Consider the following 24,131-nt stretch of genomic DNA (forward strand, 5'->3'; position numbering starts at 1 on the left):
CCGAGCGGCGAAAGCGATCTTCTCCGTCGGCCACCGGGGATAGCCTCCGATCATGATCTCGGCGGTCGCGCGGGTCGCTGCGCGCGTGATCCTGGCTGCCCTGGTGCTGATCGTGCCGATCGGCTGCCTGCTGGCCGTCTTCGTGCTCAACATGGTGGCCGCGTTCAGCGACGTGTCCCCGGACACGCGACACGAGCTGGCGCTCGCCGCAGGCGTCGTGATGCTGGTCTTCTGGCTCGCGGTGTCCTGGACCCAGCTCCGGGCACCCGGCGGGGACAGGCGGAAACGTTCGCGCCTGGCGCGCATCGTCGGCTGGGGCCTGATCTACGCCACGTGGACGACCCAGGTGGCGCTGGCGTCGTTCACGACGTTCTTGTTCACGGTCAGTGTCACGACCACGGATTTCCGGCCCGCGGTCGCCGTGGCGGCCGGGAGCTACGCCCTGCTGTCGGTGATCATGAAGTTCGCCAGGTGGGTCGCCGGTTTTGCGGTGGACTGGTCGTTCCTGCGCGGCCGGAAGCTGCTCCGATGGCTGGCCGGCGTCGCGACGCGGGTGGCCATCGCCGGATACGGCGGGCTGCTCGTCGAACTCGTCAAGGTCGTCGGATGGGACATCCCCACCGGCTTCCACGCCTTCTTCCGGGACTGGACTGGCTCGGGGCTGCTGGCCGTGCCGTGCACGGCGGTGGCGTTCGTGCTCTACGTGCTCGTGGTCCTGGCCTGTGACACCGTGCTGCAGCACGTCGCCGCCCGCCTGCTCGGCCGCGACAACGCGGTCGGGGCGTGGCTGGCCGAGCACGCGCCCATTCACCTGGAGAACACCGACGAGAAGTTCGTCTTCGAGTTCCGCTTCTTCGTCCGCTTCCGCGTCCACAAACAACGCCACCCCTGGGAGATCGAGGAGAAGTACTCGAGGAAGTACGGCCCTCACGCCCGGCCGCTCGCCGCGGAGGAGCAGGCCGCGCTGGTCGATCGTGTGGCCGACGCCGTCGTCCCCCAGTTGCCGCCCGCATGGCTGAGCTGCCGGCTCGTCTACCGGGCAGTGGGCAGTCATGAAGAGGTGGTGGTCAGGGCCAGCACACTGGGCCCACCCGATCCGTTCGGTGATCCGGTCGTCGAGGTGGCCGACACGGAGCTGACCGGCTTTCCCGAGGTCGACGCGCTGCGACGGCTGCGGGCGGCCGGCTACCGCCCCGGCCGTGGGGCCGGGTTCGAGTGGGTGTTGACCTTCGACGCGGAAGGTGCCGGCACGTGGCAGGCGGACGCCGAGGCCACCAGGGGCGAGGCGACGTGGCATCGGGCGCCGATCGGCCGTGAACCGGCATGGGTTCGCTCGCCTCGGCGCAAGGACTTCCGGGACGATCTGCGCCGCTATCCCCTCAAGCGTTCGCTGCGTCCGATCTGGTTGTGGCTGCGGCTGGCCGGGATCCCGGCCAGCTCCCGCCCGGCATCACGTCGGCAAGTCCGGCAGCGGACACTCCAGCGGTGACGGTCCCCGACCGCTGACGCCGCCCTACCGCGCGGGTCCGGCCTGCAGGGCACCGTCGACGCGCCGCGGAATGCCCAGCGGGTTCGCCTCTTGCAGCTCTGCGGGCAGCAGGTCGTCCGGCACGTTCTGGTAGACCACCGGGCGGAGGAAGCGCCGGATGGCCGTGGCACCGACCGAGGTGTGCAGCACCGAGGTGGTTGCCGGCCACGGGCCGCCGTGGTGCTGAGACCAGGTCACGGCCACGCCGGTCGGCCAGCCGTTGACGATGATCCGCCCTGCCTTCTTTCGCAGGATCCCGAGCAGACCGGCCGCGGCGGGATCGTCCGGTTCCGCGTGCAGCGAGCCGGTCAAGCTGCCCGGCAAAAGGTCGAGCGCGGACTTCAGGCCCGCGGCGTCGCGATAGGACACCAGCAGCGTGACCGGGCCGAAGCACTCCTCGGTGAGCTTCGCGGCATGGGCCCGGAACGTCTCCACGTCGACGGCCAACACGGTCGGACGCACCTGATAACCCGCGCCTTCCACGCGCTCCGGGCCCAACACCGGTGTCACACCCGGGACCTCGCACAAAGCCGCGAGCCCGTCCTGGAAGGCCGAGTGGATCTTGGCGTCCAGCATCGGGACGAGCTGCGCCGACCGGGCGTGGTCCGCCACGGCCTTACGGAAGGCTTCGTCGTCCGGGGCGAACACCAGCCCGGGCTTGGTGCAGAACTGCCCGCTGCCCAGCGTGAACGAACCGACCAGCCCGGCTGCGATGTCCTCCCGCCGCGCCGCCAGAGCCGCCTCGGTGACGACCACCGGGTTGATGCTGCCCAGCTCGCCGTAGAACGGAATGGGGTCGGGGCGTCGACTGGCCAGGTCGAACAGGGCCCGGCCACCCGTCGTCGACCCGGTGAAGCCGACCGCGGTGATCGCCGGATGGGTCACCAGTCGTCGTCCGGCCTCGTATCCGTGCACGACTTGCAGGACGTCGGCGGGCACGCCGGTGCGGGCCAACGCCTGGGAAGCGATCTCCGCCACCCGGTTCGACAACCCGGGGTGACTGGGATGCGCCTTGACGACGACCGGGCAGCCGGCGGCCAGGGCGCTGGCCGTGTCGCCGCCGAGCACCGAGAAGGCGAACGGGAAGTTGCTCGCGGCGAAGACCGCCACCGGGCCGAGCGGGACGAGCATCCGGCGCAGGTCGCCGTGCGGCGGGACGGCATCGGGGTTGGCGTGGTCGATCACGGCTTCGCAGAACGACCCCTCCTCGACGACGTCGGCGAACATGTCGAGCTGCGCCGCCGTGCGGGCCAGCTCGCCCACCAGCCGCTGCTTGCCCAGCGCGGTCTCCGCATCCGCCAGTGCGACGAGCTCGTCCTCGGCATCCCGCACCGCCGTGGCGAGTGCGCGCAGCATGCCCGCCCTGCGGGTGTAGGAGGCGCCGGCCAGCCACTCGGCAGCCTGTGCAGCTCGTTCGACGCACGCGTGCACGTCCTCGGCGGTGTGGTCGGGGATGGGCTCTCCGACCGGTTGTCCGGTGCGTGGATCGATTCCCTGGCTCACCATCGTGTCCTTCCTCGACGTCGCTCGGGTCATACCACTCTGCACCGCAACGGTTCACCGGCGAGGGCCCGCGCCCCCTCTTCGGCCGCGAGCCGCTGCAGATTGTCGAGCGAGGAATCCGAGTAGAACGCGACGTGCGGCGTGAGCAAGACCTGGGGGAGGGCGCGCAGCCGCGACTCGTGCGGCAGCGGCTCCGGATCGACCACGTCCAGGCCGGCCGCGGCGATCCGGCCCGATTCGATCGCATCGGCCAATGCGTCGTGGTCGATCAGCCCGCCGCGGGAGGTGTTCACCACGATCGCGCCCCGGCGCATCCTGCCGAACGCATCCGCGTCGAGGATGTGCTTGGTCTCGCTGGTCAGCGGGGCGTGCAGAGAGATCGCGTGGGATGCGCTCAGCAAGTCCGGCAGGTCGGTCAACCGCGGTCCGTCGCCGGTGCCGACGTCGGTCCGGGCGTACGGGTCGTAGGCCAAGACGGTGCACCCGAAAGCGCGAAGCCGCTGGTGCACGGCCATCCCGATGCGCCCGATGCCGACCAGGCCCACGGTGGTCTCGGACAACCCGGGAAGCGGGCCGAGGTCTCCGGGGGCGCACCAGCCGTCCTGGCGGACCCGGCGGTCGTAGGCGGGCAGCTTCCGCAACAGCGCCAGCAGCAGGGCGACCGTGTGGTCGGCGACCGTGTCGCTGCCGTAGTCGGGCACATTGGCCACGGACACCCCGAGGTCCCGCGCAGCCGCCACGTCGACGTTGTCGTAGCCGACTCCGTAGCGGATCACCGTGGCACCGGGAGCCATGGCGCGGAGGACCCGCGCGGTGATGGGGGCGAAGTTGACGAAGACGACGTTCGCGCCTGCCACGGCCGCCTCGGTCTCGTCCTCGGTGGTGCACTGGTGCACCGAGAAGTCGGCGGCGAACCGGCGGGCGAGCGCTTCCTCGTGCTCGGTGCCGTGGAACTTGTGGTCGGTGACGACGATCTTGGTCATGCCACTGCTTCCGTCTCCTCGGCGCCACCCCGCAGCAGCCCGCGCGCCGCGAGGTTGGTCATCAGGGCGCGGATCCCGAACGTCCACTCGGGTGCCTGCTCGGCGTAGGTCACCACGTTCACCAGGCTGCCCAGCCGGGGCGAGGAAATGCACACCACGTCGCCCTTCTTGTGGGTGAACCCTTTGCCCGGCTCGTCGCGGTCGTCGGTCGGGACGAACATCGTGCCGGTGAACAGCACGAAGCCGTCGGGGTACTGGTGGTGGCGGCCGCAGGCGTGCCGGATCAGCTCGGTGACGTCGCGGCTGATCTCGCTCACCGGGTTCACCCCGCGGGAGTGGTAGCCGTCCTGGCCGGTGATCTCCAACGTCACCTCGACCTGCCTGGCGTCGTCGAGCGTGAACTGCTCGTCGAACAGCCGCAGGAACGGGCCGATGGCGCACGAGGCGTTGTTGTCCTTGGCCTCCGGCAGCAGCAGGGCGCTGCGACCTTCGAAGTCACGCAGGTTGACGTCGTTGCCGAGGGTGGCCGCCACCGGCGTGCCACCCGAGGTCACCGCGAGCACCAGTTCCGGTTCCGGGTTGTTCCAGGTCGACCGTTCCAGCACGCCGATCTCGGCGCCGGCGCCGACGGCGGACAGCACCGGTGCCTTGGTGAAGATCTCCGGGTCCGGCCCGATGCCGACCTCCAGGTACTGCGACCACAGGCCCTCCTCGACGAGCACCTGCTTGACCCGCTGCGCTTCCGCCGAGCCCGGCCGAACCTGGCTGATGTGCCCCTGGATGACCTCGGCAAGCCGTGTGCGGAGGGCTTCGGCCTTGGCCGGGTCGCCCTTGGCGCGTTCCTCGATGACCCGTTCCAGCATGCTGCGCACGAACGTCACGCCCGCCGCCTTCAGCACCTGCAGGTCCACCGGGGCGAGCAGGTGGGGGCGAGAGCGGTCCCGGGTCAGCGTGGCCTCCAGCAGGTCCTGCACCTGCCACGTGGTGCCGCCGTCGTGGTTCCGCACCACGTCGACCGCGTCGCTGCGCTCCAGCAGGCCGGCAACGGTCGGTTCGGCGGACGTGATGTCGACGGCCGTCGTGCCACGGATCGCCGCCACACAGGGGCCGCCGCACTCCGGGTCGAACACGCGAGCGAGCAGCGTGGCGCGATCGGCGTCGTCCGGGAGAACTCGATCGAAGTAGGGCAACAGATTCACGTGACCGCCTTCCTTGCTGGCGTGCTTGTCGTCGGCCGCCGGAACATCAGGCGCGGCGCATCAGCACACCGTTAGTCATATCATCGTATGAATGAACGAGCAATTGGCGAGTCACCCAGAGCACAATCGTCGGGTCGCCCGATCGGGGCCTGTCGTGCCCGGCCGGGGGTTGTCGTGCCCGGCTACCGAGCACGTTGACCCAGGTCACGCGGGCGGGCGACGAATCGTGGTCGGATCGGCCCGTCCTTAGAATCGCGCGCATGGCATCCGAACTTGGCTCACGGAAGCGCCTCCCCGAAATCCTCGCGGACACGCTGCAGGAGGAGATCCTGCAGCTGCGGGTGGGGGACCGGCTGCCGACCGAGCCCGAGCTCGCCGAACGCTTCGGGGTGAGCCGCACGGTCGTCCGGGAGACCGCCCGGCTGCTGGTCCAGCGCGGGCTGGTCACGGTCAAGCCCGGGCGCGGGATGACGGTCGCGGAGTTCGACGGCAGGCTCATCGCCGACCAGTACGGCCTGCTGCTTCGGCTCAGCGAAGGGTCGTTCGAGCAGCTGCTGGAGCTGCGCCTGGTGCTGGAGGTCGAGATGGCCGTGTTCGCCGCGGCCCGGCGCAGCGAGGAACACCTGGCCGGGCTGCGCGAGGCGAACCGGAAGCTGGCCGCGTCGATCGGCACCGACCGCTTCCTGGATGCCGACCTGTCGTTCCACGAAATCCTCGCCGAGGCCAGCGGCAACCCGTTCTTCGCGCTGGTCATCCGGCCGGTGAACAGTTTCCTGCGGCGGGTCTACCGGGACAGTCCCGGCTATCCGTCGGAGGCCAGTCACACGGTGCGGGAGCACGAGGAGATTGCCGACGCGATCGCCGCCGGTGACCCCTCCCGCGCCCGTTTCGCCAGCGAGAACCATCTGCGCCGCGTGATGCGGCACGCCGACGTGCTGGTCGGCGAGTCCGACAAGGAACGCCGTCGTCGCCCATCCGGCTGACACGGCGCGGCCGGAACTTTGCCGCGTCAAGGTCTTGCGCTTGTCCACGGCCTGCTCTATCGTCCGATCATCATACGAATTACGGCTCGGTGGACGCCGGGTTCCAGGACCGACATGCCGATTGCCGCGCCCGCCAGGGACGCAGCAACGGAAGGTGCCGGGCTGGGGCCTCCGGCGTGGACGCCGGGCGCAGGTCCCGTGCAGCCGCCCCCGGCGACGGGACGGTCAGCCGTCGGTAGGCGAGAGGCTGGTGGATCGCATGCGAGCATGGGCGGGCGCTCGTCTCGGCGGGTATACGGCTCCGGTCATCCGGTAGGCCGGGTGACCGGGCAACGGCCGCGCGAGGCTCCGTCGATCCGTTTCTCGAACAGTCCGCTGACCAACGCGAAGGGGCTCAGGAGTATCAGCCATGTCATCCCTCACCACCCCGATCACCTGCCGCAACTTCTATGCCGGCACCTGGCACGACGGCTCCGGCGACGTCATCGAGCGGAAGAACCCGGCCACCGGTGAGCTGGCGGCGATCGCGCCCCGGTCGCAGGCCGGCGACGTCGACGCCGCGGTGCAAGCCGCTGCCGAAGCGTTCCGCACGTGGCGCAAGACGCTGCCCGCTGAGCGTGCCGGGTATCTGCACCGGCTGGCCGAGGAGTGCGGCCGCAGGGTCGACGACATGGCTGCGGCGATCACCCGCGAACAGGGCAAGCCGCTCAACGAAGCGCGCGGGGAAGTGCGCAAGTTCGTCACCGCGCTGCACTATTACGCCGAGGAAGCCACCCGCGTCTTCGGCCGCACCATCCCCAACGACGTCGGCGGCTTTCTGAGCATCGTGCAGAAGGAACCGATCGGACCGGTCGCGGGCATCGCGCCGTGGAACTACCCGATCGAGCTGATCGGCTGGAAGCTGGCCGGGGCCACCGCGGCAGGCTGCACCATCGTCATCAAGCCGTCGGAGTACACGCCGGGGTGCGCCCAGATCCTCTCCGAGTGCGTGCAGGCCGCCCTGCCTGCGGGCGTGGTCAACTTCGTCTACGGCGACGGCGGCACCGGTCAGGCGCTGGTGTCGCACCCCAAGATCACCAAGGTCGGGTTCACCGGCTCGGCCGCCACCGGCCAGCAGATCATGCGCTCGGTCAGCGGCATCACCGCCCTGTCCCTCGAGCTGGGCGGCAGCTGCCCGATGATCGTCACGGCCAAGGCGGACCTCGCCGCCGCGGTCAAGGGCGCCACCCGCCGGTCGTTCCGCAACGCCGGGCAGATCTGCATCGCCATCAACCGCATCTACGTCGAGCAGCCGGTCTACGACGAGTTCGTCTCGGAGCTGGCGGCGGCCGCCGACGCGCTCGTCGTGGCCGACGGCATCAAGGACCCGGACGCCGACGTCGGGTCGATGACCATCGACGAGACGTTCCAGCGCACCCTCGACCACATCGCCGACGCGCGCAAACGCGGGGCGTCGGTGGTCGCGGGCGGCGACCGGATCGACGAGCTCGCACCCGGCTTGTTCGTCCGGCCCACGGTCGTGGCGGACACCCCTGACGACGCCCTGGTGATGAGCGAGGAGACCTTCGGCCCGCTCGTCGGCGTCGCCCCCTTCACCGACCTCGACGACGTCATCGCCCGTGCCAACGGCGTGCCGGGCGGTCTGGCGGCGTACGTCTACACCCAGGACACGCGGGAGACCTTCGCGTTGGCCTCGGATCTGGACTTCGGCAACGTCGCGGTGAACAACGTCGACGCCGGAATCATCAACGCACCCTACGGCGGCCGCCGGGAAGCCGGCTTCGGCTACGAGCACGGCCCCGAGGGGCTCGAGTCGTACCTGCAGCTGAAACACATCAGGCTTCACCACGGTGCGCGATGACGCCGTGCAACGGAGCGCGGAAAGGATCCCAGCATGTTGATCGGTATCGACCTCGGAACGTCGACCTGCAAGGTGATCGCGGTCGACGACCACGGTGAAGTCGTCGCCAAGTCCAGCCGCGACTACCCCATGATCAACCTCCGCCAGGGGTGGGCCGAGCAGGACCCGGCCGAGTGGTGGCGGGCCACCGACGAGGCCGTCGCGGCGGTGACCGCGCAGCTTCCGCAGCGCGGCCGGGAGGTCAAGGCCATCGGGCTGTGCGGCCAGATGCACGGTCTGACCGCACTCGACGAGTCCGGCGCTCCGTTGCGCCACGCGATCCTGTGGAACGACCAGCGAGCGGCTCCGCAGTGCGACTGGATCACCGAACGGGTGGGCGGCCTGGCCGAGCTGCTGCGGATGACCAGGAACCGGATGCTGCCCGGGTACACCGGCGGCAAGATCATCTGGTTCCGGGAGAACGAGCCCGATCTGTTCGAGCGCACCGTGCGCATCCTCAACCCGAAGGACTACATCCGGCTGCGCATGACCGGAAACTACGTCACGGACGTCTCGGACGCCTCCGGCACCGGGCTGTTCGACGTCGCGCGGCGCGTGTGGTCCGACGAACTGCTGTCCCGGCTGGAGATCGACCGGTCGCTGCTGCCGGACGTGGTCGAATCGATCGACGAAACCGGCACCCTGCGGGACGAGCTGGCCGAGCGCTGGAACATCCCCACCGGCACCAAGGTGTTCGGCGGTGGCGGCGACGCGGTGATCCAGACGACGGCGATGGGCCTGGTCGACCCCGGCCCGGTGGGCTTCACCATCGGGACCGCGGGTATCGTCGCAGGCGGGGCGTCCACGTGCCCGGAGAACCCAGGCGGCCGGGTACAGGTCTCCTGCGGCAACGCGCCCGGCCGTTGGCACATCATGGGCGTCTCGCTCAGCGCGGGCGGCGCGTTCCAGTGGTTGCGCGACGCCCTCGCACCGGCCACCACGACCGACCCGGTGACGTTCGAGCGGCTGGTCGGACTGGCCAAGGAGGTCAAGCCCGGCTCCGACGGCCTGCTGTTCCTGCCTTACCTGCTGGGGGAGCGTTCCCCGCACATCGCGCCGGAGGCCTCGGCATGCTGGTTGGGTCTGACGCCGATGCACAAGCTGGGCCACCTCGCGCGCAGCGTCATGGAAGGCGTGCTGCTCAACATGCGCGAGATCCTGGAGGTGTGCACGCAGGCCGGTGTGCCGTGTGAGCGGATCGTCGCCTCCGGCGGTGCGAGCAGCGAAGGGCTGTGGCTGCAGATGCTCGCCGACGTGCTGAACCGGGAGACGGTCACGGTGACCGGCGCCGCCGAAGGCGGTGCCTACGGAGCCGCGCTGGCCGCCGGCGTCGGCTCGGGGGTGTGGCGCGACTTCGACGAAGCACTGAAGGGCGTGTCGGTGGAGCGGACGTTCGTTCCTCAGCAGGCCAACGCGGAAACCTACGACCGAGTCTTCGCCGTCCACCGCAACCTCTACACCAACCTGCAGCCGGTGTACCAGGAGGCCGCGGCGTTGTGCTGAACGAACGGAATCCGGCGCCGTCCGCGGTGGTGTTCGACCTCGACGGCACGCTGGTCGACAGCGCGCCGGACATCACCGACGCGCTGAACATCGCGCTCACCGCGCACTCTCTGGACCGGCTCGACGTCGAGCAGGTTCGTCCGCTGCTCGGCCTAGGCGCCCGTGAACTGGTCGCACAAGCGGTCACCATCGCTGGCGGCCAGGAGCCGGACGTCGAGGGTGTCCTTGCTGATTACGCCGCTGCGTACGAGGCGAAGCCGGTGGAGGCGACCACGGTCAACGCCGACGCCATCCCGGCTCTGCGGCGGCTGCGGGCAGCGGGCGTGAAGATCGGCGTCTGCACCAACAAGCGGACACACATGGCTCGAGCCGTGCTCGCCGGGACCGGGCTGGCCGACCTGGTGGACGTGGTCGTGGGTATCGACGCGACCCCGCAGGCCAAGCCCGACCCGGCGCACCTCGCGGCGGCGCTGGAGGCGCTGAACGTCGCCCCGTCCGAGGCGATCTACGTCGGCGACACCGAGATCGACGCCCGGACGGCACGCAATCTGGGGGTGACCTACCGGCACGTGGCGTGGGGGAGCCCGGTCGAGGACTGCCCGGTCATCGAGCGGTTCGCCGACGTGACCGGCCCGACGCCGATGTCGTGATCGAACGGCTTGCACAGGAGAAGCGAATGGAACCGCGCACTGCACAGGACAAGGCCAAGTGGACGGCCGGGAAAGCGGCCATCGACGCCTACGTGCGGGACGGCATGAAGCTGGGGCTCGGCTCAGGCACCACGTCGCACTGGTTCGTCCGGGCGCTGGGCCAAGCGGTGGCCGACGGGCTGGACGTGGTGGGCGTGCCCACCTCGACCGCCACCCGTGACGTGGCCAAGGAGGCGGGCGTGCCGCTGACCACACTGGCCGAGGTCGACCGGCTCGACCTGACCATCGACGGTGCCGACGAGATCGACCACGACGGCGCGATGATCAAAGGTGGCGGGGCCTGCCTGCTGTGGGAACGCATCGTCGCCGACGCGTCCGATCGCATGGTGGCCATCGTCGACGACAGCAAGCTGGTCGACACGCTCGGTGCGTTCCCGCTGCCCATCGAGGTCGTCCCGTTCTCGTGGGAATCCACGCGCCGGTCCATCGCGCGCCTGCTGGCGCATCACGGCTATGCGGACCCGGAGCTGCGGTTGCGCACCCGGGACGGTGAGACCGTGGTCACCGACAGCGGGAACTACATCATCGACGCCCACCTGGGTGCGATTTCCGATCCGCTGGTGCTGGACGCCGAACTGAACTGGATTCCGGGCGTGGTGGAAAACGGTCTGTTCACCGGAATCGCGGACGAGGTCGTCATCGGTTCGGCGGACGGGACGCACGAGATCCGCGACGTCGGTTCCGCGCCGTCGGCGCGGCCGACGACCACGCGGCGCGGCCGTTCAGCGCAGACCGGCTGACCTGGGCATCCAGTAGCTCAGCGGGGATCGCGGCGGCTGTGCCGTGATGGGCGCGGTGACGGTCACGCGTCGTTCGTGATCCGCCGTCGCCTCGGCGGCGTGCCGCCGGAAAGTATTTCTCTTCTTCGACGTCGCTACCGCCGGGAATTCTTCGGGTGGTACCGGCGTGCCGTTTTCCGTCGATTTTTCGTCAGATTTCGTCAGATTTGTCAATTTCTCCGTCAATTTCTCCGTCAATTCGACACAGTGTGGGGTGATCCGTGGCCGACATCTTCTTCTCCGAGGCGCTGGGCAGCATGCTGCTGTTGCTGCTCGGCTGTGGTGTGGTCGCCAACGTCGTGCTGGCCAAGTCGAAAGGGTTCGCAGGCGGCTGGCTGCTGATCAACTTCGGCTGGGGTCTCGGTGTGTTCGCCGGCGTGTACGCCGCCGCGTACTCCGGGGCGCATCTGAACCCGGCGGTCACCGTCGGCCTGTGGGTGGCGGGCGAGGACTTCGCCGAGAACGTCCCGGCGACGTTCGGCAACTTCGTCGTCTACTTCGCCGGACAGCTGGTGGGCGCGATCGTCGGTGCGGTGCTGACGTTCGTGGCCTACAAGCGGCACTTCGACGAGGAAGGGGACCCGGCGGCCAAGCTGGGTGTGTTCGCCACCGGACCGGCGATCCGCGCCTACGGATGGAACACCGCCACCGAGGTCATCGCCACGTTCGTGCTGGTCTACGTGGTGCTGGTGTTCGGCAACACCCCGAGCGGGCTCGGCCCGCTCGCGGTCGCGATGCTGGTCGTCGGCATCGGTGCCTCGCTCGGCGGGCCCACCGGTTACGCGTTGAACCCGACCCGCGACCTCGGCCCGCGCATCGCGCACGCGCTGCTGCCCATCCCGAAGAAGGGTTCGTCCGACTGGGCCTACGCGTGGGTTCCGATCGTCGGGCCGATGCTGGGTGGTGTCATCGCCGGGCTGTTGTCCACCGTCACGCCCACCGTCGTGTCCTGACGCCGGCGTCTTCCGTGACCGACCGGGTCGCAGGATCACCGGGTCAGCCCGGCCGGGCCCCGGAGAGATCCTGCAACCCGACCACGGAGAGAAGGTCGAGACGCTCCGCGTCGGTGCTTCCCGGTTCGGCCGTGTAGACCATGATCCGCAGGTCGCTGCCCGCCACGCTCAGCACGTCGCAATCCAGCGTCACGGCGCCGACGAGCGGGTGGTCGACGGTCTTGCGGGAAGTTTCGTGAACGCCGGCGACTCCGGTGTCCCACAGCTCGGCGAACAGCGGACTGCTCGCGTACAGGTCGGCGATCAGCCGCTGTAGCCGGGGGTCGGCCGGATACCGGCCGCCGGCGGAGCGGAGATCGCCGACCAGGGCCGTTTGCAGGGCCCGCAACGACTCGGGCGTGTGGCGCACGCGCCCGGGGGAACCGTGGAAGTTGCGCCACACGGCGTTGCGGTGGTGGCCGTGCCATCCGGACGGATCCCCCATCAACGCGGAGTAGCTGGGGTTGGCCGTCAGCAGCGTCCACATGGCGTCGAAGACCGCCACCGGCGTCCCGCGGAGACGGTCCAGCAGCCGCTGCACGCTCGGCGTGAGGTGAGTGGGAATCCGTTCGGGACCCGGCGGCTGCAGCCCGGCAAGGACGAACAAGTGCCCGCGCTCGGCGTCGGACAGCCGGAGGGCCCGCGCCAGCGCGGCGACGACCTGCTCGGACGGCGCGGAAGCACGACCTTGCTCGAGCCGCACGATGTAGTCGACCGAGATCCCGGCGAGCATCGCCAGCTCCTCGCGCCGCAGCCCGGGGACTCGCCGGTTGCGCCCGCGCGGAAGGCCGACGGTGTCCGGGGCGATGCGATCGCGCCAGCGCCGCAGGGCTTGGCCGAGTTCGGTGGACGACACCCTGCCAGTATTCCTGGCGGCGGCGCAGCCTGCCTGGTACCGGCATTCCCAGGACGACCGGTCGCTGGTGGAAAGCGGTCGCCGGGGCCATGCTCGAGTCAGCCCGTCGGGGCCTGCCGTGTTTCGGCCCCGATGCCGACCCACGACTCGACAAGGACGGACCTGCCTCATGAGCGAACTCGCCCTGGTCACCGGCGCCACCTCAGGCATCGGGAACGCCTTCGCCCGCCGGCTGCTCGGCGACGGCTGTCACGTGATCGCGGTCGGCCGGCGCCAGGACCGGCTGGACCAGCTGGCCGCCGCGTATCCCGGAAAGGTGCGGACCGTGGCCGCCGATCTGGCCACCACCGCCGGAATCGACGCGGTCGCGGAACTGTGCGCCACGGAGCCGCTGGACGTGCTGGTGAACAACGCAGGGGTCGCCCACTACATGCCGCTGGCCGACCTGCCCGCCGCCAAGGCCGCCGAGCTGGTCGCCGTGAAGGTCCTGGCGCCGACCCTGCTCGCCCGCGCCGCCGTGGGGCCGATGGTCGAGCGCGGCCGGGGAACGATCGTCAACGTGGCGGGCATGATCGCTTTCAGCGGGCCGGCGCCCCACACCCAGATGCCGCACCGCGTCGTCTACGCCGGCGGGCTGGCCTACCTGGTCACGATGTCGCAGACCCTCAGCGCAGAACTGGAGGGCAGCGGCGTGCAGGTCCAGGTGTTGTGCCCGGGGGTGGTGGCCACGGAGTTCCACCAGCGCCAAGGCATCGACATGAGCGCCGTGCCGAGGATGAGCGCCGAGGACGTGGTGACCGCCAGCCTGCGCGGCCTCGAGCTGGGTGAGGTCGTGTGCGCTCCCGGAGTCGAAGACGCCGCTCTGCTCGACGCGGTGGGCGAGGCCGAACTGGCTGCGTTCTACGGGCAAAGCCCGCAACTGGCCAGCCGGTACCGCAGCGCGTAAGACCCGGGCTGCCTGCGGTATCTCACCGCGTCGGCGCGTCCGCTGCTCGGGCGGCATCACGCGGCTCGCGGGAGCGCAATGCCACGGAACCGTGGTCCCGGTTTGCTACAACTGCCGTGCGAGACGAACCCACTCGCGGAAACGGCAGGTCGGGCGTGTTCACGGTGCATCGCGCGGAGCGAGCAGACACCCTTGTCGGGGCGCTGACGGAGCTGCTGGCGACGCCACCGTCCGACGTGTTCGCGCCGGAGGTCATCGCGGTCCCGGCCAAGGGCGTGGAGCGGTGGCTGGCCCAGCAGCTGTCCCAGTCGCTCGGCGTGGCGGCCAACATCGCCTTCCCGCATCCCAGTGACCTGGTTGCCGGCGCCGTCGCGGGTGTGCAGGGAATCGATCCGGACGACGATCCATGGTCACCGGGCCGGCTCGTGTGGACCCTGCTCGAGGTGATCGACGACTGCACAGGCGAGCCGTGGTGTGCGATGCTGGCCCGCCACCTCGGCGTCGGCGACGAGGAGCAGTCGCATCGCCGCGGCCGTCGCTACAGCACCGCCGAGTCCCTGGCCCGGTTGTTCACCGCCTACGCCGAGAACCGGCCCGGCATGCTCGTCGACTGGGCCGCCGGCGGTGACAGCGACGGCGCCGGCGGATCGGTCGATCCGGATCTGCGGTGGCAGGTGCAGCTGTGGCGGCGGCTGCGCGAACGCATCGGGACGCCCAGCACCGCCGAACGCCTGACGGACACCTGCGCCACGCTGGCTGCCGACCCGAGCGTGATCGATCTGCCCGCGCGGCTGTCGCTGTTCGGTGCCACGCGACTGACCCGCGCGCAGCTGGCCGTGCTCGAAGCTCTCGCCGTCCACCGCGACGTGCACCTGTGGCTGACCCACCCGAGCCCGGCCATGTGGGACAAGCTCGCCCGCCGCCCGGCCCCGCAGCGGCGTGCGGACGACGACAGTGCGCTGGCCGTCGACCACCCGCTGCTGGCCAGCCTGGCCAGGGAAATCCGCGAACTGCAGCACCGCCTGCCCGGGGCGGACGTGCACCATCCGGGCCAGGACCCGGCCTCAGGGGTGCTGGCGGCCGTCCGCGCGGACATCGCGGCCGACCGCCCTCCGGGTTCGGCCGGGCGGGTCCCCAACGACGACAGCATCCAGATCCATGCGTGTCACGGTGCGGCCCGGCAAGTGGAAGTGCTCCGCGAGGCCCTGCTCGGCCTGCTCGCCGCCGACGACACGCTGCAGCCGCGCGACATCATCGTCATGTGCCCGGACGTGGACACGTACGCGCCGCTCATCGCTGCCGCGTTCGGGCAACCCGACGTCGCCGAACACCCGGGCCACCAGTTGCGCGTGCGGTTGGCGGACCGGAGCCCGGCGCTCACCAATCCGCTGCTGGACGTGGTGTCGACGCTGCTCCACCTGGCCGATGGCAGGGTCACTGCGAGCGAAGTCCTCGACTTGGCCGCGCGCGAGCCGGTGGCTCGCTGTTTCGGCTTCGCCGGCGACGACCTGGAGACGCTGCGCAGGTGGACCGTCACCGCAGGTGCGCGCTGGGGATTGGGCCCGCGCCAACGCGCCGCGCACGGTCTGGCCGGCGTCCCGCAGAACACTTTCGACACCGCGCTCAACCGGCTGCTGCTCGGCGTCGCCGCCGACGAGACGGACCTGGCCTGGCTGGGCTTGGCGCTGCCGCTGGACGACGTCGATTCCAGCGACGTGGATCTCGCCGGTCGATTCGCCGAGTACGTCGACCGGCTCGGCGCCGTCCTGGACCGGCTGACCGGAGAGCACCCGGCGCCGGAGTGGACCGCCACGCTCACCTGGGCGCTCGACATGCTCACGAAGGTCCCGGCCACCCAGACCTGGCAGCGCCTGCAGGCCACCAGGGAGCTGACCGCAGCCACCGAACACGCCGGTGACGTGCGGCTGCGCCTGCCGGACGTCCGGGCGATGCTCGCTCGCCGCCTGGCCGGGCGCCCCACCCGGTCCAACTTCCGCACCGGGGAAATGACGGTCTGCACCCTCGTCCCGATGCGCTCGGTGCCGCACCGGGTCGTCGCGGTGATCGGCCTGGACGACGACGCATTCCCTCGGACCACGGCCGCCGACGGCGACGACGTCCTGGCCCGCGACCCCTGCCTCGGGGAACGCGAGCCGCGCAGCGAAGACCGGCAGCTGCTGCTGGACGCGATCCTGGCCGCCACCGAACACCTCATCGTCTGCTACACCGGCGCGGATCCGGTCACCGGCGCCACCCGGCCGCCCGCCGCCCCGCTGGCCGAGCTCGTCGACGTCGTCAAAGCCACCGTCATCGACCCGGAGCAGGTCGTCACCCGTCAGCCGCTGCAGCCGTTCGACCCGGCCAACTTCGTCCCGCCGGAGCCGTTCAGCTTCGACCGGCACGCCTTCTCCGGTGCCCTGGCGTCCCGAGACCAGGCCCCGGCCCCGCGGCTGCTGGAGGCACCGCTGCCTGCGACGACGAAATCGGACGTCGACCTGGACGACCTCGTCGCGTTCTTCCGCAACCCGGCACGCGCGTTCCTCCGCCAGCGTCTCGACGTCACGGTGACCGACCCGGCCGACGACGTCGACGATGCGCTCCCGTTGGCCGTGGAAGGCCTGCACCGCTGGCAGATCGGGGACCGGATGCTCACCGCGGTTCTGGCCGGTGCGGATCCGGAGGCGCTGTGCCAGGCCGAGCTACGGCGCGGCACGCTGCCTGCGGGCAGGCTGGGTTCGACCGCTCTCGGCGCCATCAGGGACAGCATCATCGCGCTGCACAGCGCAGCGACGCAGTATCTGCGCCACCCGCCGACGAGCGTCGACGTGGCCGTCGATCTCCCTGACGGTCGTCGGCTCACCGGCACCGTGCCGGACGTCCGAGACAAGACCCTGGTGACCGTCCAGTTCTCCGCTTTGGCGCCGCAGCATCGCTTCGCCGCGTGGCTGCGCCTGCTGGCGGTCGCCGCGACGACCGGAGAACCGGACTGGCAAGCTGTCACCATCGGACCCCGGCAGGCCGGGGCACCGACCGCCCGCCGGTCGGCGCTCACCGCCCCCAGCGACCCGGAGCACCTTCTGCAGCAGCTCGTCGACGTCTACGACAAGGGACTGTGCGAACCGCTGCCGTTGGCGCCGAAGACGGCGGAGAAGTACGTGAGCCGCCGGATGGCAGGGGAGAGCGTCACCGAAGCCATGGCCGACGCGCGAGTAGTGTGGACGACGACGCGCGGTGGGTACGGCGAGAACAGCGACGCCGCCGTTCGCTACCTCCATGGACCGGACATGCCGTTCGCCGAACTGTGGGCGACGCCGCCCGGCGCGGACGAGCGGTGGTACGACGACGAGCCGAGCCGGTTCGGCGCGCTGGCCCGCCGGATCTGGGAGCCGATGCTGATCGCGGAAACGGCAGGTCTGGTGTGAGCGCGCGCGGCCGCTTCGACCTCACCGGACCGTTGCCGTCGGGCACCACGGTCATCGAAGCCAGCGCGGGCACCGGCAAGACTTACGCCATCGCCGGGCTGGCCACCCGCTACCTGGCCGAAGGGCTGGTGGATCCGCCGGAACTGATGCTGGTCACGTTCGGTCGTGCCGCCACCCACGAGCTGCGGGAACGCACCCGGGCCAGGATCGCCGCCACGGCCGCAGCGCTGGCCGATCCCCGGCAAGCCCGCTCGGACGAGGACCGCCTGTTGGCCTACCTGGCCGACGCCGACGACGAGGTCGTGCGCCTGCGGCGCAGCCGCCTGCTGCGGGCGTTGTCGGACTTCGACGCGGCAACCATCGCCACCACCCACAGCTTCTGCCAGCAGATGCTCGACGGACTGGGGATCGCGGGGGAGCGCGAGCCGGACGCCGTGCTCGTCGACTCCGTCGACGATCTCGCCGAGGAGGTCATCTCCGACCTGTACCTGGCGCGATACCGCAACGACGAATCGCTGCTGCCGCTCGACGAAGCACGAGCGGCAGCCCGCGCAGCCATCCGCGACGGCCAGGCCCGCCTGGTGCCCGACCCCGACGACGACTCCGTCGCGGGCCGCCGGGTGGCGTTCGCCTTGGCCGCACGTGCGGAAGTGGAACGACGCAAGCGCCGCCTCGGCATCCGGGACTTCGACGACCTCCTCGTGCTGCTGCGCGACACGCTCACCCACCCCGAGCACGGACCCGCGGCCTGTGCGCGCATCCGGCAGCGCTACCGCGTCGTGCTGGTCGACGAATTCCAGGACACCGACCCAGTGCAGTGGGAGGTGCTGCGGCTGGCATTCCACGGTCACCGCACCCTGATCCTGGTCGGCGATCCCAAGCAAGCCATCTACGCCTTCCGCGGCGCCGAAGTGCTCGCCTACCTCGACGCGGTCCGCCAGGCCGATCAGCACCTGGAGCTGAACGTCAACTGGCGCACCGACGCCGGTGTGCTCACCGCGCTGGAACGGGTCTACGGCGGGGCAGCGCTCGGCCACCCGGAGATCGTCGTCCACCCGGTGGCCGCACAACACACCAAGCGTCGGCTGCCGGGAGCCCCGCTGCGGCTGCGGTACCTCAAGCGCACCGACTGCCCGCCGTTGAACAGGAACGGGTTCCCCGCTGTGGACGCGGTGCGGCAACGCATCGCGGCCGATGTCGCCGACGACATCGTCGCTCTCCTGCAGGACGCACCCACCTTCGTCGACCGCGCCCTCGTCCCCAGCGACATCGCCGTCCTGGTACGTAACCGCACGCAGAGCGCTCTCGTCCGCGACGCTCTCCGCCAGGCAGGCGTGCCGTGCGTGCAGACGGCCGGCAACAGCGTCTTCGCCGCACCCGCAGCCGAGGCATGGCGGCATCTGCTGCAGGGCATCGAGCGACCACATCGCTCCGAACGCGTCCGGCTGGCGGCGCTGACGCCGCTGATCGGGATCACCCCCGCCGAGCTGGATGCCGGCGGCGACAAACTGGTCGACGAGCTGACGAGTCTGCTGCGTGAACTCGGCGCCACATTCGCCCGGCACGGCATGGCGGCGTTGTTCGAACGGCTCGCCGCCCGGACCGGGTTGAACGAACGCATCCTCCGGCAGGAAGGCGGCGAACGCACCCTCACCGACCTGCGCCACATCGCACAGCTACTGCACCAGGAGGCTCGCACGCAGCGCCTGGGCATCACCGCACTCATCCGCTGGCTGTCGGCGCGCATGGCGGAGGATCAGCCGGCCACCTCGACCGACCGCAGCCGCATGCTCGACCGGGACAGTGCCGCGGTGCAGATCGTGACCATCCACGCCTCGAAAGGCCTGGAGTACCCGGTGGTGTACCTGCCGTTCGGCTGGGACGGCAGCAAGCCACGCGACATGAAGTCGCTCCTGCTGCACCTCGACGGCCACCGTGTGCGCGACGTCGGTGGCCCGACCGGCCCGGGACATGCCGACAGGAAGAAGCAGCACCAGCGGGAGGAGGCCGCCGAGGATCTCCGTCTGCTCTACGTCGCCCTCACGCGCGCGATCTCCCGCGTCGTCGTCTGGTGGGCGCCGGCCACCAACACCAAGAGCGGCCCGCTGCACCGGCTCATGTTCGGCCGCCAGGCGGGGGCAGAGCCCACTGCCACCGCGCCGGTGCCGTCCGACGCCGAGCTGGATCGGGTGTTCGCCGAGTGGGCACGCGACAGTGACGGTGCGATCGCGGTCGAACGGGTCCCGGTGGACCGCGTGGCGCGACGCTGGCAGCCGCCCGCCGAACCGCGGCACGACCTGGCCGTGGCCACGTTCGACCGCGCACTCGATCAGATCTGGCGACGCGGTTCCTACAGCGCACTGACCGCGGCAGCGCACACTCATCCCGGCGTGGCCAGCGAGATCGACGACCGTGCCACCCTCGACGAACCCGAGCCGCCTGCCATCGAACCCCCGGGGTCCCGCACCGACAGTCCGACCGCGTCCTTGATGAACGACCTGCCCGCCGGGGCGGAGTTCGGCACCCTGGTGCACTCCGTGTTGCAGGAGGTCGACACCTCCGCGGCCGATCTTGCCGCCGAGGTGCGGTTGCGCTGCGAGCGGGCGGCCGCCCGCACCATGCCGTCGGTCGACGTCGACCTGCTGGCGCGGGCACTCACCGCCGCCCTGCGCACGCCGATCGGTCCGGGCGCCCTCGCCGACATCCCGCCCGCCGACCGGCTCGCCGAGCTGGAATTCGAGTTGCCGGTCGCGGAAACGATCAGCGTGCGGCACATGGCCGACACGATCCGTGCGCACCTGCCCGCGGACGACCCGCTGGCCGCCTACCCGGATCTGCTCGGCGAGTTGACACCGCCACCGCTGCGCGGATTCCTCACCGGCAGCATCGACGCGGTGCTGCGACAGCCGGGCCCACGGTTCACCGTGGTCGACTACAAGACCAACAAACTCGTCGCGGGCCCGGTCGACGCCACCGACTACACCCAGCAAGCGATGGCCGAGGAGATGCTGCGCGCCCACTATCCGCTGCAAGCCTTGCTCTACCTGGTGGCGCTGCACCGGTACCTGCGCTGGCGCATGCCCGGTTACACCCCCGAGCAGCACCTCGGCGGCGCCAAGTACTTGTTCGTGCGCGCCATGATCGGCCCGGACACGCCCCCCGGATGCGGCGTGTTCACCTGGTCCCCGCCCGCGTCGGCGGTGACCGCACTGTCCGACTTGCTCGAGGGGCGGCGATGACCGACCTGGAGACCTACCGGACCACCGGCCTGCTGCGCACCTTCGAACAAGCAGGGGTGCTCGCCCCGGCCGACATCCACGTCGCCACCCGGCTCGGCGCCTTGGGCCGGGAGGATCGCGAGCCGGTGCTGCTCGCCGTCGCGCTGACCGTGCGGGCCTTGCGGCTGGGATCGGTGTGCGTCGAAGTGGACCGCATCGCCGACCTGGCCGCCGACGCCGAGGTGGCCGGCCTGCCGTGGCCGGACCCCGCGGAACTGCTGGCCCAGTTGCGCGACAGCCCCCTGGTGCGCGGCAGCGACCAGGGGCCGTTGATCCCGCTCACGCTCGTACGCAGCGAGACGGGATGGCTGCTGTTCTTCACCCGGTATCACCGCGAGGAACAGACCATCCGCCAGGCGCTGGCCGAGCGGGAGCGTACCCGCCCCGAGCTCGACCTGGCCGCAGCCCGGGCCCAGTTGGACGTGCTGTTCCCGGCCCGCGGCGGACCGGACCGGCAACGCATCGCGGCAGCACTGGCCGCCACCGAGTGGACCACCATCGTCGCCGGCGGGCCGGGCACCGGCAAGACGCACACCGCCGCGCGCATCCTCGCCCTGCTGTACGCGGTGCACGGGCCGTCGTTGCGCGTCGCACTGGCCGCTCCGACCGGGCGGGCAGCCGCGCGCATGCAGGAATCCGTCCGGCAGCAAGCCGCCGAGCTCCGGCTACCGGCCGACCTGGTCGCGACCACGCTGCACCGCCTGCTCGGCCTGCGTCGGGACAGCCGCAGCCGCTTCACCCATCACGCCCGGCACCGGCTGCCCTACGACGTGGTCATCGTGGACGAGACCTCGATGGTCTCGCTGACCCTGATGGCCCGGTTGATGGCGGCACTCCGCCCGGACACCCGGCTGATCCTGCTCGGCGACCCCGACCAGCTCGCCTCGGTCGACGCCGGCGCGGTCCTCGCCGACCTGGTCGCCCGGCCCGTCGACCGTGCCGCCAACCCCGCGCTGAGCAGACTGGCCGACCTGGACGGCACCGCAGACACCGGAGAGCCGCCGCTGAGCGACCAGGAACGCCTGCGGCTCCGGGCGGGCATCGTGCGGCTGCATCGCGGCCACCGGTTCTTCGGCACCATCGCCGAGCTGGCCGACGCCGTCCGCCGCGGCGCCGCCGACGAAGCCTTGGCGCTGCTGCACGGCGGAGACGACGCGGTGCGGTTGCATCAGCCGACCGAACTGGCCGAGCTGCGCGCCGACCTCACCGCGACCGCGCGTCAGCTGCAGAGCGCGGCCGAAGCCCACGACCTTGCGTCCCTCGACCACCACCTGCACGCCCACCGCATACTATGCGCCCACCGCGAGGGCCCCTACGGCGTGCAGGAGTGGAATCGCCGCGCCATCGACTGGGTCGGTGCGGCGACCGGCCATCCGCTGGATCCGGACCGGGGCTACCCCGGGCAGCCGCTGTTGGTCACCGAAACCGACTACGACGTCGGCGTCAGCAACGGCGACACCGGCATGGTCCTCCGGCGCGACGACGGTCTCGTCGCACGGTTCGACACCGGCGTCGAGGTGCATCCCAGCAGGCTCAGCGGGGTCCAGACCGCCTACGCGATGACCATCCACCGCAGCCAAGGCAGCCAGTACGACGCCGTGTCGATCGTGCTGCCGGAAGAAGCGACCCCGATCCTCACCCGCCAGTTGCTCTACACTGCGATCACCCGCGCCCGGCACCGCGTGCGCATCATCGGCACGGACGACGCGGTGCGCGGCGCGATCGAACGGCAGGCGCTGCGTGCTTCCGGGTTGAGCAGGCGTGTGCTGAGTTCCTGATCGCCGACGTGGGACGTCGGCCGGCGCTGCTGGACGGATCCCCGCGAGGCGACCACGGCCGACGGTGACGCCGTGATCAGCACCGGCGAGCGACCTGGCGGGCACGGCAAACCGACCATTACGGAGGACGGCTGACGGTGTGGCCGCCGCGGCGTGCGGCCATTGTCAACTGGCCGAAACATTCGGTCGTCCACCAGTAACAGCCGCTGCCTAGTTTCGTCGCCGTGACAGCGGCACCGTACACCGAAGCAACCGGCGCCCGCCCGCCGATCGGCGAACCGGCGGGGACGCAGGTCGACACGCACTGCCCGTACTGCGCGCTGCAGTGCGGCATGACACTGGTGCCGGACGGCACCGGCTCGGTGCAGGTGCGGGCGCGTGACTTTCCGTCGAACGGTGGCGGGCTGTGTCAGAAGGGCTGGACCTCGGCGACGCTGCTGACCTCGCCGGACGGCTCCAGCACGTCGTCGTGCAGGCGTTCGATCTGGTCGGCGAGGTGACCGAGCAGATCGGGGGCATGCTGGCGCCACCCGCCGCCGCGGTGCGGATGCCGTGCAGGATGCGACGGTCGGTCACCGCGCTGCGGGGCAGGATGACCGCCACGCGGCATTCCACGGCGGCGGGCAGCTCCTTGTCGTGGATCTCGTCGACCGCCAGCACCACGGGAGCGCCGACGTCGCGGGCAACCCCGCGCAGCAGCCGGATCCCCGGCACGGACAGCCGGTCGAGCACCGTCCGCACCGTTCGACACAGCCGTAGCAGCCGTATCCCAACGAAAGGCCGGTCGATGGAAACCACGCAAAGCGGCATTGTCGCGTTGACCACGGACAACTTCCACGACGTGGTGAACACCGACGACGTCGTCGTCATCGACATCTCGGCGACCTGGTGCACCCCGTGCCGGGCGTTCACCGCGGTGTTCGACGAGGCTGCCGCGGAAACGCCGACGACGTCGTGTTCGCCACCATCGACACCGACGCCCAGCCGGAACTGGGCGAGGCGTTCCGCGTCGAGTCGATCCCGACCATCGCCGTGATGCGCGCAGGCGCGGTCATCTTCATGCACGAAGGATCGCTGAGCGCCACGGCACTGCGCGACGTGATCAGGCAAGCGCGCGCCACCGACGTGGAGAAGGTGCGCGCTTCGATCGCACGTTCCCGAACGGCCGGCGAGCACCAGCCGCCGGACAACTGACCGAACTGCCGAGGAGGCGGGCCCATGGCGCTCGAACCTGGTGAACGAGCCCCGGATTTCACGTTGCCGAACCACCGGCTGGAGCCGGTGACCCTGTCGTCTTTCGTCGGAGAGAAGAACGTCCTGATCGTCTACTACCCACGCGCGTTCACCCCGATCTGCCGGGGCGAACTGTGCCAGCTACGGGACGAGATCCAGATCTACAAGTGGTACAACGTGCAGATTCTGGGGGTGTCGGTCGATCAGCCGTTCAGTCTGCGCGCATGGGCCGAGGAACAGGGATGTCCGTTTCCGTTGTTGTCCGACTTCTGGCCACACGGCGAAGTGGCGACGACCTACGGGACGTTCGACGACGCCAATGGCGTCGCGCGGCGCGGCACGTTCCTGATCGACTCGCAGGGCATCATCCGGTTCGCCCACGTGCAAGACCAGGACCAGCCGCGTGACCAGCGGACATGGAAGGAAGCGGTGGCCAAGCTGCTCGACCCGGATCCCAGCTACCAACCGGCCATCACCGTGCCTGCCGCGACCGGGGAGTGGATCTCGCTCGACCACGACGGCGAGGGCGATGCCGATG

At 70.6% G+C, this 24,131-nt stretch carries 16 protein-coding genes and 3 pseudogenes; 14 read left to right on the forward strand and 5 right to left on the reverse strand.

The annotated features are described in order from the left end of the window. The first annotated feature begins 52 nt into the window (after positions 1-52). Positions 53-1,489 carry a hypothetical protein gene (locus tag CXP56_RS10515; RefSeq protein WP_286900954.1) on the forward strand — a complete coding sequence of 479 codons (1,437 nt, stop codon included), beginning with the start codon at positions 53-55 and terminating at the stop codon, positions 1,487-1,489. A 24-nt stretch (positions 1,490-1,513) separates the two neighbouring features. On the opposite strand, the gene CXP56_RS10520 is transcribed toward CXP56_RS10515, so the two are convergent. The 3 genes from CXP56_RS10520 to CXP56_RS10530 are packed head-to-tail and all read right to left on the reverse strand — an operon-like array spanning position 1,514 to position 5,213. Continuing rightward, positions 1,514-3,034, reverse strand: coding sequence for an aldehyde dehydrogenase (NADP(+)) (locus CXP56_RS10520; RefSeq protein ID WP_084609118.1), 1,521 nt, complete (start codon positions 3,032-3,034; stop codon positions 1,514-1,516). Positions 3,035-3,060: 26 nt separating this feature from the next. After that, positions 3,061-4,014 carry a C-terminal binding protein gene (locus CXP56_RS10525; RefSeq protein ID WP_286900956.1) on the reverse strand — a complete coding sequence of 318 codons (954 nt, stop codon included), beginning with the start codon at positions 4,012-4,014 and terminating at the stop codon, positions 3,061-3,063. Beyond that, positions 4,011-5,213 carry a fumarylacetoacetate hydrolase family protein gene (locus CXP56_RS10530; protein WP_028847105.1) on the reverse strand — a complete coding sequence of 401 codons (1,203 nt, stop codon included), beginning with the start codon at positions 5,211-5,213 and terminating at the stop codon, positions 4,011-4,013. The genes CXP56_RS10525 and CXP56_RS10530 overlap by 4 nt, the downstream gene beginning before the upstream one ends. 260 nt (positions 5,214-5,473) lie before the next feature. On the opposite strand from CXP56_RS10530, the gene CXP56_RS10535 reads away from it, so the two are divergent. The 5 genes from CXP56_RS10535 (at position 5,474) to rpiA (ending at position 11,049) form a co-directional block, all read left to right on the forward strand. Beyond that, complete coding sequence (locus tag CXP56_RS10535) at positions 5,474-6,196, forward strand: FadR/GntR family transcriptional regulator (RefSeq protein ID WP_028847104.1); 723 nt, start codon at positions 5,474-5,476, stop codon at positions 6,194-6,196. 409 nt (positions 6,197-6,605) lie between these two features. Further along, positions 6,606-8,057, forward strand: coding sequence for an aldehyde dehydrogenase family protein (locus tag CXP56_RS10540; protein WP_286900958.1), 1,452 nt, complete (start codon positions 6,606-6,608; stop codon positions 8,055-8,057). Between the two features lie 33 nt (positions 8,058-8,090). Beyond that, positions 8,091-9,599, forward strand: a complete 1,509-nt coding sequence (gene xylB, locus CXP56_RS10545) for a xylulokinase (protein ID WP_028847102.1) — start codon at positions 8,091-8,093, stop codon at positions 9,597-9,599. Next, entirely contained in the window at positions 9,593-10,249 is a 657-nt protein-coding gene (locus CXP56_RS10550) for an HAD family hydrolase (protein ID WP_028847101.1), read from the forward strand. Before xylB ends, CXP56_RS10550 begins: the two co-directional genes overlap by 7 nt. Positions 10,250-10,275: 26 nt before the next feature. Beyond that, the gene (gene rpiA / locus CXP56_RS10555) at positions 10,276-11,049 is read left to right on the forward strand and encodes a ribose-5-phosphate isomerase RpiA (RefSeq protein ID WP_028847100.1); all 774 of its coding nucleotides are present in this window, start codon (positions 10,276-10,278) and stop codon (positions 11,047-11,049) included. Here the strand turns inward: rpiA and CXP56_RS10560 are convergent. Next, a complete protein-coding gene (locus CXP56_RS10560; RefSeq protein WP_156899143.1) occupies positions 11,032-11,286 on the reverse strand; it encodes a hypothetical protein in 255 nt (84 codons plus the stop codon). The genes rpiA and CXP56_RS10560 overlap by 18 nt on opposite strands. Positions 11,287-11,309: 23 nt before the next feature. On the opposite strand from CXP56_RS10560, the gene CXP56_RS10565 reads away from it, so the two are divergent. Further along, positions 11,310-12,041, forward strand: a complete 732-nt coding sequence (locus tag CXP56_RS10565; RefSeq protein ID WP_028847099.1) for an MIP/aquaporin family protein — start codon at positions 11,310-11,312, stop codon at positions 12,039-12,041. Between the two features lie 43 nt (positions 12,042-12,084). On the opposite strand, the gene CXP56_RS10570 is transcribed toward CXP56_RS10565, so the two are convergent. Beyond that, positions 12,085-12,936, reverse strand: a complete 852-nt coding sequence (locus CXP56_RS10570; RefSeq protein ID WP_286900961.1) for a helix-turn-helix transcriptional regulator — start codon at positions 12,934-12,936, stop codon at positions 12,085-12,087. 169 nt (positions 12,937-13,105) lie between these two features. On the opposite strand from CXP56_RS10570, the gene CXP56_RS10575 reads away from it, so the two are divergent. From CXP56_RS10575 to CXP56_RS10605, 7 genes and pseudogenes are all read left to right on the forward strand, one after another. After that, the gene (locus CXP56_RS10575) at positions 13,106-13,882 is read left to right on the forward strand and encodes an SDR family NAD(P)-dependent oxidoreductase (RefSeq protein WP_286900963.1); all 777 of its coding nucleotides are present in this window, start codon (positions 13,106-13,108) and stop codon (positions 13,880-13,882) included. A 155-nt stretch (positions 13,883-14,037) separates the two neighbouring features. After that, a complete protein-coding gene (recC, locus tag CXP56_RS10580; RefSeq protein WP_286900964.1) occupies positions 14,038-17,304 on the forward strand; it encodes an exodeoxyribonuclease V subunit gamma in 3,267 nt (1,088 codons plus the stop codon). Continuing rightward, positions 17,301-20,543 carry a UvrD-helicase domain-containing protein gene (locus CXP56_RS10585; protein ID WP_286900966.1) on the forward strand — a complete coding sequence of 1,081 codons (3,243 nt, stop codon included), beginning with the start codon at positions 17,301-17,303 and terminating at the stop codon, positions 20,541-20,543. Before recC ends, CXP56_RS10585 begins: the two co-directional genes overlap by 4 nt. Beyond that, on the forward strand, positions 20,540-22,360 hold the full coding sequence (gene recD, locus CXP56_RS10590) for an exodeoxyribonuclease V subunit alpha (RefSeq protein ID WP_286900968.1): 1,821 nt from the start codon (positions 20,540-20,542) through the stop codon (positions 22,358-22,360). Before CXP56_RS10585 ends, recD begins: the two co-directional genes overlap by 4 nt. Before the next feature lie 269 nt (positions 22,361-22,629). Next, positions 22,630-22,836 (forward strand): annotated as a pseudogene (locus CXP56_RS10595) (hypothetical protein); the annotation flags it as partial. A 311-nt stretch (positions 22,837-23,147) separates the two neighbouring features. Next, positions 23,148-23,554 (forward strand): annotated as a pseudogene (locus CXP56_RS10600) (thioredoxin family protein). Positions 23,555-23,578: 24 nt separating this feature from the next. After that, a pseudogene (locus tag CXP56_RS10605) lies at positions 23,579-24,034 on the forward strand (peroxiredoxin); the annotation flags it as partial. Positions 24,035-24,131 lie beyond the last annotated feature (97 nt).

It is taken from the genome of Thermocrispum sp., from assembly GCF_002919275.1.
Classification (GTDB): domain Bacteria; phylum Actinomycetota; class Actinomycetes; order Mycobacteriales; family Pseudonocardiaceae; genus Thermocrispum; species Thermocrispum agreste.